At 59.7% G+C, this 9,973-nt stretch carries 11 protein-coding genes and 1 pseudogene (1 of these 12 cut by a window edge); all 12 read right to left on the minus strand.

Going from position 1 to position 9,973, the window contains the following annotated elements; translation table 11 throughout:
• Positions 1–42 precede the first annotated feature (42 nt).
• Positions 43–399 carry a YkgJ family cysteine cluster protein gene (locus tag ALO64_RS24350; RefSeq protein WP_044294123.1) on the minus strand — a complete coding sequence of 119 codons (357 nt, stop codon included), beginning with the start codon at positions 397–399 and terminating at the stop codon, positions 43–45.
• Positions 354–863, minus strand: coding sequence for a DUF2878 domain-containing protein (locus ALO64_RS13500; protein ID WP_044343953.1), 510 nt, complete (start codon positions 861–863; stop codon positions 354–356). Before ALO64_RS13500 ends, ALO64_RS24350 begins: the two co-directional genes overlap by 46 nt.
• Positions 856–2,124 (minus strand): SAM-dependent methyltransferase, encoded by a 1,269-nt coding sequence (locus tag ALO64_RS13505; protein WP_044343954.1) that lies wholly within the window; start codon positions 2,122–2,124, stop codon positions 856–858. Before ALO64_RS13505 ends, ALO64_RS13500 begins: the two co-directional genes overlap by 8 nt.
• On the minus strand, positions 2,111–2,911 hold the full coding sequence (locus tag ALO64_RS13510; RefSeq protein ID WP_004663913.1) for a DUF1365 domain-containing protein: 801 nt from the start codon (positions 2,909–2,911) through the stop codon (positions 2,111–2,113). The genes ALO64_RS13505 and ALO64_RS13510 overlap by 14 nt, the downstream gene beginning before the upstream one ends.
• Positions 2,908–4,155, minus strand: coding sequence for an NAD(P)/FAD-dependent oxidoreductase (locus tag ALO64_RS13515; RefSeq protein WP_044343955.1), 1,248 nt, complete (start codon positions 4,153–4,155; stop codon positions 2,908–2,910). Before ALO64_RS13515 ends, ALO64_RS13510 begins: the two co-directional genes overlap by 4 nt.
• On the minus strand, positions 4,152–4,940 hold the full coding sequence (locus ALO64_RS13520) for an SDR family NAD(P)-dependent oxidoreductase (protein WP_044294119.1): 789 nt from the start codon (positions 4,938–4,940) through the stop codon (positions 4,152–4,154). The genes ALO64_RS13515 and ALO64_RS13520 overlap by 4 nt, the downstream gene beginning before the upstream one ends.
• A complete protein-coding gene (locus ALO64_RS13525; RefSeq protein ID WP_044343956.1) occupies positions 4,937–5,359 on the minus strand; it encodes a nuclear transport factor 2 family protein in 423 nt (140 codons plus the stop codon). Before ALO64_RS13525 ends, ALO64_RS13520 begins: the two co-directional genes overlap by 4 nt.
• Positions 5,352–6,800 (minus strand): deoxyribodipyrimidine photo-lyase, encoded by a 1,449-nt coding sequence (gene phrB, locus ALO64_RS13530; protein ID WP_044343957.1) that lies wholly within the window; start codon positions 6,798–6,800, stop codon positions 5,352–5,354. The genes ALO64_RS13525 and phrB overlap by 8 nt, the downstream gene beginning before the upstream one ends.
• 9 nt (positions 6,801–6,809) lie before the next feature.
• The gene (locus tag ALO64_RS13535; protein ID WP_005733601.1) at positions 6,810–7,712 is read right to left on the minus strand and encodes a MerR family transcriptional regulator; all 903 of its coding nucleotides are present in this window, start codon (positions 7,710–7,712) and stop codon (positions 6,810–6,812) included.
• 3 nt (positions 7,713–7,715) lie between these two features.
• Entirely contained in the window at positions 7,716–8,672 is a 957-nt protein-coding gene (locus ALO64_RS13540) for a YbgA family protein (RefSeq protein ID WP_044343965.1), read from the minus strand.
• A gap of 233 nt (positions 8,673–8,905) precedes the next feature.
• A complete protein-coding gene (locus tag ALO64_RS13545; RefSeq protein ID WP_002552164.1) occupies positions 8,906–9,121 on the minus strand; it encodes a TIGR02450 family Trp-rich protein in 216 nt (71 codons plus the stop codon).
• Positions 9,118–9,973 (minus strand): annotated as a pseudogene (locus tag ALO64_RS13550) (NAD(P)/FAD-dependent oxidoreductase); it runs 121 nt beyond the window's last position. The gene ALO64_RS13545 and the pseudogene ALO64_RS13550 overlap by 4 nt, the downstream one beginning before the upstream one ends.

A 9,973-nucleotide genomic window follows, 5' to 3' on the forward strand; every position in this document is an offset into this window, starting at 1 on the left:
GGAGCGTGGGAACGATAATAAACGTCAAGTCAGCAGTATTTATTACAGATAAGCCGTCGCAATCCCTTTGCGTTCGTTCAGGCAGTCTTCTGCTCCGGCTTCGAACTCACGGCAGATCAGCGGGCGTTTCTCGTAGATCGTGCACATCATGGTGTTGCGATCCAGTGCTGCACACCAGCCGTCGTCCAGACGCAGCATGACCTCGCCACCCCACTCGTCGGTATCAATGTAGCGCTCAGGCACGCCCGTGTCGGTGATGAGCATCACTTCCAGTTGGCAACAGCAAGCTGCGCAGGTCGAGCAGGTGACTTCCGTTTCGCTGTGAATGTCTGCGAGCGGAATGAGCGTAGCGTTCAGAGCGTTTCTCCCGATTGTCTGGCTGCGAGTGCTACCAGCCATTGCAGCAAGGGAAACAGCCCCGCCCAGACCAGCCCCAGTACCAGCATGCCAGGCCACACTCCGAGGGGAAGGTGGACCTGAGCCAGTTGTGAGCCGGCATAGTACGACATCGGGCCGCCAATAGCGCCCAGCACGGCGGCGCGCCATAGCGGCTTTGCGGTCCACGCCAGGCAATGATTGAGCGTCGTGCTCAGCACCGACCACAAAACCGCCAGCCACAACGGCAGCAGGTAGCCGCCGCTGCCAAAGTCGAAAACGCCGAGTGTCATCAAGGCACTGTCGAGCACGATACCGATTAACGTAACCGTCAGGATCAGCCGGCCTTCCGCTGCCCATGAGCTGGTCCACAGAAAATGCACCGCCAGCACGCCGACTGCAATCAGCAGCCAGTAACTGTTACCGCCCAATACGCAGGCGAACCAGCCGATCTGAAAGAGCAGCGCGTTGGCGATTGATTTAAGCATTGAAGCGCCCAAGCAAGGGTTCGCGCAGGGCATCGGGTTTGGCCAGGAGCAACTGCGCCGTACCAATGGTCCGCTCCAGAAAGCCGCCTTCGCAGTAGCACAGATAGAACTCCCAAAGGCGCAGGAAGTGTTCGTCGTAACCCAGTTCGGCCAGTTTGCCGTGCGCGTGTTTGAAGTTGTCGTGCCACAGGCGCAGCGTGCGCGCGTAGTGCAGGCCGAAATCTTCCATGTGCAGCAGGTTCATGTCGGTATCGCTGCCGACAATGTCCAGCATCTTCGCCACCGAGGGCAGAGCACCACCGGGGAAGATGTAGCGCTGGATGAAGTCCACATTGCGTTTGGCCTGAGCATAACGCTGCTCGCGGATGGTGATCGCCTGCAGCAGCATCATGCCGTTGCTTTTGAGCAGGTTCGCGCATTGCTTGAAGTACGTGGGCAAAAAGCGATGGCCGACCGCTTCGATCATCTCGATGGACACCAGCTTGTCATACTCACCGGTCAGGTCACGGTAGTCGGTCAGCAGCAGCGTCACGCGATCCTGCAGGCCCAGTTCGATCAGCCGTCGCTCGGTGTAGGCGAACTGTTCTCTGGACAGGGTCGTGGTGGTCACCTGGCAGCCGTAGTGCTGCGCAGCGTAAATAGCCATGCTGCCCCAGCCGGTGCCGATTTCCAGCAGGTGATCGGTGGGTTTCAAGGCAAGTTTCTGGCAGATACGCTCAAGCTTGTTCAACTGCGCCTGTTCCAGCGTGTCGTCTTCGCTGAGGAACTGCGCGGCCGAATACATCATCGTCGGGTCGAGAAACTGCTCGAACAGCGTGTTGCCCAGGTCGTAGTGGGCCGCGATGTTTTTCTGCGAGCCTTCGCGCGTGTTGCGATTTAGCCAGTGCAGGGCATGAATGAACGGACGGGTCAGGCGAGCCACGCCGCCTTCCATTGCATCCAGCACATCCAGATTGCTGACAAACACCCGCACCACTGCCGTCAGGTCCGGAGTAGTCCAGTAGCCGTGAATAAACGCCTCGCCAGCGCCGATGGAGCCGTTGCTGGCAACCATGCCCCAAGCTGCCGAATCAAGAATGTGGATTTCAGCCTGAATCAGCGCGTTGTTCTTGCCGAACACATGGCGCTCACCCCGTTCGATAACCACCAACTGGCCGTTGCGCAGTCCTGCTAATTGCCGTAAAACACCTCGGCGCAGGATATTGGCCGTCAGACCATTGGTGCCCAGATTGGCAGAAAAACTACTGCTACTGCTTTTCATGGCGTGAGTCCTTGGTTTGCGCGGCGGCAGCACGGTACTCGCCGTCGGCGGCCTGATGAGAAAAAATGGGTATGCGCTTGACCAGCAGACGCATCGCCTGCCAGTAAATCGCCAGACAGGTTTTGGCGGTCATCCACGGGTAAGCGATCAGGTAACGATGCAGCGTCTGGCGGCTGAGGTTCTGGCGGGTCAGGTTGAGCGTGGCGTCGAACATTTTCAGCTCGCCTTGCCAGTCAGCCATGTGCACACCAATCCGCTCGGCGGGCTGGCTGAAGCTCATACGGTATTCAAGGTCGCGCGGCAAAAATGGTGAAACGTGAAAGGCCTTGGCCACCGCGAAATACTGATGTCCTTCACCTGTCGCGGGCAGCACATAGCTGTAGCGTTCGCCCCACGGTGTGTTGGTGACTTCACAGAGAATGCCTGCCAGTGTGCCGTCTGCCTCATGGCAGTAGAAAAAGCTTACCGGATTGAACGACAAGCCCCAGCTGCGTGCCTGGGTCAGCAGGCAGACACGACCTGATGGTACGCGGCCCAGCGCTTTGCCAACCTGCTCGCGGACCGCCTCTATGAGGCTCATGCCTTGCCCGGTCAGCGCTGGCAGGTAGTCACGTTCGCGGAACGAGAAGGGCGCGAAACGCTTGCTGCCAGCCAGTGGCGAAAGCCCCAGCACGCTGTCCTGTTCATCCAGATCCAGATAAAGCAGGCCTATCCGATAGGTGAACTCATGGGCACGCGGCGCAAATCGCCGGTGGCTGATCCAGCCACTGTAGAGCGCGCTGTTCACAGCGTTTCACCAAACGCCTGGGCGACACGCAAGCCGCTGACCACGCCGTCTTCGTGAAAGCCGTTGGCCCAGTACGCGCCGCAGTACCAAGTGTGGTCGACGCCATTGATTTCTTCCCAGCGCGCCTGCGCGGCGATTGCATCAAGGCTGTATTGCGGGTGCGCGTAACGGTAGCGGCCGAGGATTTTTGTCGGGTCGATGGCAGCGGTCTGGTTGAGGCTGACGCAAAAGGTTGTGTCGCTGTCGATCCCTTGCAGGATGTTCATGTCATAAGTGACGGCTGCCGATTGCTGTTCGCTGCCGCCGAGCCTGTAGTTCCAGCTGGCCCAGGCCAGTTTGCGCTCGGGCAGCAGTCGTGTATCGGTGTGCAGCACCACGTCGTTTTCGGCATAGCGCAGTGCGCCGAGCACCGACTGCTCGGCACTTGACGGCTCAGCCAGCAGGGCCAGGGCCTGATCGCTGTGGCAGGCAAACACGACTTTGTCGAAGCGTTCGCTGCCCATGGCGCTGTGCAGCGTCACACCGTCACTGTCGCGCTCGACCCGTGTGACCGGGCATGACAGACGAATCCGCTCGCGGAACGACGCCGTCAACGGTTCGACATAACTTCTGGAGCCACCTTCGATCACGCACCATTGCGGCCGATGGGTGACCGAGAGCAGGCCGTGATTCTTGAAAAAGCGCACGAAGAACTGCAGGGGAAAGCCGAGCATGTCGGCCAGCGACATCGACCAGATGGCTGCGCCCATGGGCACGATGTAATGATCGATGAAGCGCTGCCCGTAGCCGCCGCTCTTCAGGTACTCGCCCAACGTGGTGTCGGCCGAAATACGCTGGTTTTCCAGGTCATCGACCGATTGACGATTGAAACGCAGGATATCGCGCAGCATGCCCCAGAACCTGGGCGACAGCAGGTTGCTGCGTTGGGCGAACAGACTGTTAAGGTTGTTGCCGTTATATTCCACGCCAGTGCGCGGATCATGCACCGAAAAGCTCATTTCGGCGGGCTTGAAGCCAACACCCAGCTGACTCAGCAGGCGAATGAAATTGGGGTAGGTCCAGTCGTTGAAGACAATGAAACCGGTGTCAATGGCGTAAGCCCGGCCTTCGACCTGCACTTCCACCGTATGAGTGTGCCCGCCGACCCAGTCGGAGGACTCAAACACTGTCACCTCATGCGCGCGGTTGAGCAGGTAGGCACTGGTCAGGCCAGCGATCCCGCTACCAATGACGGCGATTTTCATTGCGCATCCTTATTCGACGACTCGGTCCGCGCCATACGTTTGCCGAGGGCCAGTCTGGCGCGTGCCGGGAGCATTGCCAGCGCGCGCATGCTGAAAATGAACAGCGCCGGGAACGCGATATCCAGTGGGCGTTTGTTGCGCCCCAGTTTGCTGGCGATATGTTTGGCGGCCTTCTCGACAGGCCAGCGCATCGGCATGGGGAAATCATTTTTCTGCGTCAGGGGCGTGTCGACGAATCCTGGGCTGACCACGGTCACGTCGATGTTCTCGCTGGCCAGGTCCAGACGCAGCGCTTCGAACAGATAACGCAGGCCGGCTTTCGAGGCGCCATAGGCTTCTGCGCGAGGTAGCGCCAGGTAGGTCACCGCACTGGCCACGCCGACCAGATGCGGCTGATGCCCCTTGCGTAGCAGCGGCAGTGCTTGCTCGATGCAATAACTGCTGGCCAGCAGGTTGGTGCGCACCACGCGCTCGACCATTGCCGCTTCGAACTGTCGCACGTCGATGTATTCACAGGTACCCGCGTTGAAGATGGCGGTGTCCAGCGCGCCCCATTGCTGCGCGATCAGGTCGGCCATGGCCTTGACCTGCGCAGGCTCGGTGATGTCGCCTGTCACCAGCAGCACCTGGGTCGGGTAAACAGTCGCCAGGTTCTGCAGCGGTTCAAGCGTACGGGCGGTCAACGCCAGCCGATGTCCGGCGTTGAGCAGTTCTTTGGCCAGCGCCAGACCAATGCCGCTGCTAGCTCCGGTCAACCAGATGCGTCGTGCAACAGGAGTGCTCATCCCAACCTCTTCTTCAGCCAATGGATGACTCGACCCATGATGGGCAGATGTTCGTAGAGCAATGCACCGGCATCGAAGTAATCCCGGTGTCGATAAACCTTGTCGTGCCACTTCAGGTGCGAACAGCCTTCGACACGAATCGTCCGGCCCCCAGCCAGACGCGGGTGCGAATAGCTCATGGTCCAGGCCAGATAGCCCTCGCCGGGGCGCACTTCATCGAAGGCATGAAAGTCGAAGTGCAGATCCTGGACGTTGGCATACAGCTCGTCGAAATAACGTCGCATGGCTGCAAGGCCATGGATGTCATGCATCGGGTCGCTGAACGACACTTCGTCGCTGTACAGCTCGGCGATCTGATCAAGGTTGTCCTTGTTCAGCGCGGCAAAGCCTTCGGCGAAGCGATGCAGGAAATCAGTCATGTTCAATTCCCGCAGCGGGCTGGCGGGCTGGAAGCGCTTTGAACGCTGCCAGGGCGCGGGCGCGGCTTTTGCTCAGATCGACGATAGGTTTCGGGTAGTCGGCAGCATCAAACAGGCCGCCGATGGACGCGGGGTCATGAATCTGCTTTTTATTCAGATCCGCCAGTTCCGGCAGCCAGCGTTTGATGAACACGCCTTCTGGGTCGAAGCGTTCCGACTGCGACAACGGATTGAAAATACGGAAGTAGGGCGCCGAGTCGGTGCCGGTGGACGAGCTCCACTGCCAGCCACCATTGTTCGACGCCAGGTCGCCGTCGATCAGGTGGCGCATGAAAAACCGCTCGCCCTCGCGCCAGTCGATCAACAGGTTTTTGGTGAGGAACATCGCAACGACCATCCTTAGCCGATTGTGCATCCATCCGGTTTCCAGCAACTGGCGCATCGCTGCGTCAATAATCGGCAGACCTATACGCGCCTCTTGCCACGCCAGCAGTTCTTCGGGGGCATCGCGCCACTTCAACGCCTCGGTTTCCGGGCGGAAGGCACGATGCCGTGATACACGAGGGTAGCCGACCAGCGTGTGTTTATAAAACTCTCGCCATAATAGCTCGTTGATCCAGGTCACAGTGCCAACGTCGCCGGTCTCGAATTCCCCCTGGTTGCTGCCCAGCGCCGCATGCAGGCACTGGCGCGGCGAAATCACCCCTGCCGCCAGATACGCTGACAGCTGACTGGTGCCGGGTTTGGCGGGAAAGTCGCGTTCGGTCTTGTAGTAACTGATTTGCGCGTCGGCGAAGGTCGCCATGCGCCGCCTGGCTTCGGCCTCGCCTGCTGGCCACAGGTCACGTAATGCTTTCGAGGGCGTGGCAAAGCCCTCGACCTGATCAGGGATCGAGTCGCTCTTGATCGACAGTGATTGCTGCGCTTTGGGTGTGCGCACCGGCTGCGGCATGGCCTGGTGCATCCGGTTGTAGCAGACTTTCTTGAACTGAGTGAACACCTGGAAATAATTGCCGGTCTTGGTCAGTATGCTGCCCGGCTTGAACAACAGCTGATCAAGGTAACTGGTGACCTGCACACCGGCTTTTTCCAGCGCCTTCTGCACCGCCTGATCACGGCGTGTTTCGTTGATGCCGTATTCCTGATTGAGGTGCAGGCCTTCGACCTTGAGCTGCGTGCACAGTGTCGACAGCACTTCAGGTGCCTGATCCCAGGTATCGGCCTCGCGAATCAACAGCGGTACGTTCAGCGCGCCCAGTGCCTTTTCCAGCTCGACCAGATTACGCAGCCAGAAATCCACCTTGCAGTCAGCATCGTCGTGGCTGCGCCACTGTGCCGGGCTGAGCAGGTAAACCGCCAGCGTCGGACCGCGCTCCATGGCAGCGGTCAGGGCAGTATTATCGTGAACGCGCAGGTCGCTACGCAGCCAGATCAGTTGCATGAGAAGTCCTTAGATAAGTCCGAGCTTGCCCAGCTCTATCTGCGCGCCGAGTGCGTCGTGGGCAAGGGTCAGTCCAGCTATCTCGCTAGCCTGTACGAGCAGCTCGGCGTTATGGATCTGCACCGTTGGTCCGCTCAGCACCACGGGGCAGGTGATATTGGCCAGCAAGCGGGGTAGTTGGGCCACATTCAGGGCTTTGCTGGAGTACAGCAATATGCCACGTGGCTTAAGGTATTCCGCGGCCAGCGCCAGCTCACCGACCGGCAATGGCCAGTCGAACACCTCGACCGGGCAGTCGGCACTGCTCACCAGCCAGGCCGCGAGCCACAGGTGTGGTTCCAGCGGCAGATCGGACTGATTGACCAGCAACAAAGGGCTGCCATTGAGCTGGCGATTGTTGTGATAGATCCGCGCGCCAAACTTGCTGCGTAGCCAAGAGTAGAAAAAAGTGCGCTCCAGCTGTGCGCCGAACTTGCCTTGCCAGCGCTGCTCCAGTTCGGCAAGCAGCGGCAACAGCAGCTGTTCGCACAATGTGCGTGGCGGGTACAGCGACATCGCCTGATTGAACACGTCATCGACCCGGCGTTCAGCCAACTCGCCGATCGCCACCAGCAGGGTCTGACGCAAGGCGTCCCAGTCGTTGGTCGGCGGCAGGGCGTCCTGACGGTTGTCATCGATCAGGCCTTTGACCTGGCTCACGGAGACGCCACGGTTGAGCCAGGTCAGAATCTTCATGACGCGCTGCACATGCTCGTCCGAATACAGCCGATGGCCTTTGGCGGTGCGGTGCGGAACGATCAGTCCGTAACGGCGTTCCCAGGCGCGCAAGGTAACGGCATTGACGCCTGTCTGCCGTGCGACCTCGCGGATAGGCAGCCAGTCGCCCGGCACCTCTGTGTCTGTTTCATTCATGAGTCAAATCGCATTGCGCAGGCTGAGGTTTTCCGGATGGGGCTGCATGTACACCTGCAGCGCTACATACGGATCCGGATGTTGGCGAAAGTGATGCTTGAGCAGGGTCAGCGGTACGATCAGGGGGACGATGCCCTGGTGATACTGGCTGATCACTTCCTGAATTTCCTGCTTGTCCTCGGCACTGATGGTTTGTTTCAAGTAGCCGCACAGGTGTTGCAGGACGTTGGTATGAGTGCGACGCGTTGCGCACTTCTTCAGCGCCGCCATCAGCTCGCTGAAATACAGCGGTGCGATTTCGTTCGGGTCGGTGCGGCCCATGCTGCCAAGCATTTTGCCCAGTGCCTTGTATTGCACCGGGTCATTGGCCATCAGCTGGTATTTGTAGCGCGAGTGAAATTCGGTCAGTGCACGCCGGGTGACGCCGTCTTTCAACAATTGTTGCCAGGCGGCATAGGCAAACACGCGGGTCACGAAATTTTCCCGCAGCACGGCATCATTCAGACGCCCGTCTTCCTCGACCGGAAGGTTGGGGTGGCGCTCGCAAAAGGCCTGCGCGTAGATACCGCGTCCGCCGCCGTCTACCGGGGCACCGTTTTCGCGGTAGACCTTGACTCGCTCCAGGCCGCAGGACGGGGATTTCTGCATGAAAATGTAACCACAGATATCACCCAGCTCATCGGCCATCTGTATGCCGTAATTGGCGAGCGCCTCGGTAACGTCCAGCTCACGATTGACGGTGCCCAGCGCCTTGGGGTTTTCCGCGTCGCCCACCAGCCTGATCGGCTCGCGCGGGATACCCATGCCGATAGCGACTTCGGGGCACGCCTGGACGAAATCGAAATACTTGCTCAGCGCCTGCGTACACAGATGAGATACCTTGTGTCCGCCATTGAAGCGAACCTCGGCACCCATCAGGCAGGCACTGATGCCGAGCTTGGGTTTTTCGATTGCGGACATTGGCATCGGTCACCTCTACAGAAGACTTGTACAGATAGTTAGCGCTGTACAACTTGTCTTCATCATAGGGGGATAGGTGTACAAGTCAAATTCTTTGTAGAGGGTTTTGAAGACTGCTCTGAACTGGCCAGTGCCAAAGCTGCGTTCGCACGCATCCTGTGATGCAGAGCGTCACGAACTGCATGCCGACGCGGAGCATCGGCACGATAATCATCTGAATCCGGGCAAACCCGCTACTTCCAGCCCATCCGCCATGTATCCGCCTGCTGCAGCACCTGCCACGGCAGTCGTTCGCTGCGCTGGGTCAGCACGGCCTGCAGTTCGATTTCCAGCACAGTGCCTTCTTCATCCTTGAACAGCTCAGTCACCAGAAAATGTTTTTCCCGGTTGAGCGGGGTGGCTGCGGTCCATTTCGACAGCAGCAGTTTGCGAGGGTTGATCTGATTCATTGCAGGTGTTCCAGCAGTCGGCGTACCGCTTCCTGGCCACTCAGCCAGGCGCCTTCGACGCGACCCGACAGGCACCAGTCGCCACAGACATAAATGCCCAGGTCGGCATCCGACAGCGCGCCCCATTCATGAGAGCCGGCAGGTCGTGCATACAGCCAGCGGTGCGCCAGGCTGAATACTGGCGCGGGCATGGCGCAATCGATCAATTCCGCAAATGCGCCGTGCAAGTGTTCGATAACCTGTTCTCTGGAGGCGTCGAGGTTCTGCCGGCTCCATTGGCTGGTGGCGTGCAGGACCCAGCTATCGAGCGTGTCGTCGCGCCCCGGTTTGCTGCGGTTGCGGGCCAGCCAGTCAAGCGGGCTGTCCTGCACGAAGCAACCCTGCATGGGCGTTTGCAAGGGTGTTTCGAAGGCCAGGGCCACTGCCCAGGTCGGGTCCATCTTGACGCCTGCCACCACACTTGCCAGCTTCGGTGCGGCAGCCAGCAGAGCAGTGGCCTGCGGCGCCGGGGTGGCGATGATCACATGGCTGAAAGGGCCGTGGTTTTCGCCTTCGGCATCCAGCAGGTTCCAGTGCTGCTCTCCGCGAAACACATCGGTGATGCGGCACGAGAATGACACTGGCAAGTCGCCGCGCATGGCCCGGGTGATGGCGCTCATGCCTGGCTCGCCCACCCAGCGCACCTGCTCATCCGGCGATGGGCTGAGCCTGCCGCCGTGAAAGTTGTAGAGCAAGGGCGTCCACTCGGCGACGTGCCCTTGAGCCTGCCATTGCTTCACGGCGGTGGCGAAACGCCGGTCACGAGCGGTGAAATATTGTGCACCCATGTCCAGCGAACCTGCGTCGCTGCGC

The sequence above is a fragment of the Pseudomonas meliae genome, from assembly GCF_001400515.1.
Taxonomy (GTDB): Bacteria; Pseudomonadota; Gammaproteobacteria; order Pseudomonadales; family Pseudomonadaceae; genus Aquipseudomonas; species Aquipseudomonas amygdali.

Coding starts and splice junctions, on each gene's coding strand:
- ALO64_RS13525 (WP_044343956.1), bottom strand. CDS start 5,359: ATGACTGATTTCCTGCATCGCTTCGCCGAAGGCTTTGCCGCGCTGAAC.
- ALO64_RS13545 (WP_002552164.1), bottom strand. CDS start 9,121: ATGAATCAGATCAACCCTCGCAAACTGCTGCTGTCGAAATGGACCGCA.
- ALO64_RS13540 (WP_044343965.1), bottom strand. CDS start 8,672: ATGTCCGCAATCGAAAAACCCAAGCTCGGCATCAGTGCCTGCCTGATG.
- phrB (WP_044343957.1), bottom strand. CDS start 6,800: ATGCAACTGATCTGGCTGCGTAGCGACCTGCGCGTTCACGATAATACT.
- ALO64_RS24350 (WP_044294123.1), bottom strand. CDS start 399: ATGGCTGGTAGCACTCGCAGCCAGACAATCGGGAGAAACGCTCTGAAC.
- ALO64_RS13535 (WP_005733601.1), bottom strand. CDS start 7,712: ATGAATGAAACAGACACAGAGGTGCCGGGCGACTGGCTGCCTATCCGC.
- ALO64_RS13500 (WP_044343953.1), bottom strand. CDS start 863: ATGCTTAAATCAATCGCCAACGCGCTGCTCTTTCAGATCGGCTGGTTC.
- ALO64_RS13515 (WP_044343955.1), bottom strand. CDS start 4,155: ATGAAAATCGCCGTCATTGGTAGCGGGATCGCTGGCCTGACCAGTGCC.
- ALO64_RS13505 (WP_044343954.1), bottom strand. CDS start 2,124: ATGAAAAGCAGTAGCAGTAGTTTTTCTGCCAATCTGGGCACCAATGGT.
- ALO64_RS13520 (WP_044294119.1), bottom strand. CDS start 4,940: ATGAGCACTCCTGTTGCACGACGCATCTGGTTGACCGGAGCTAGCAGC.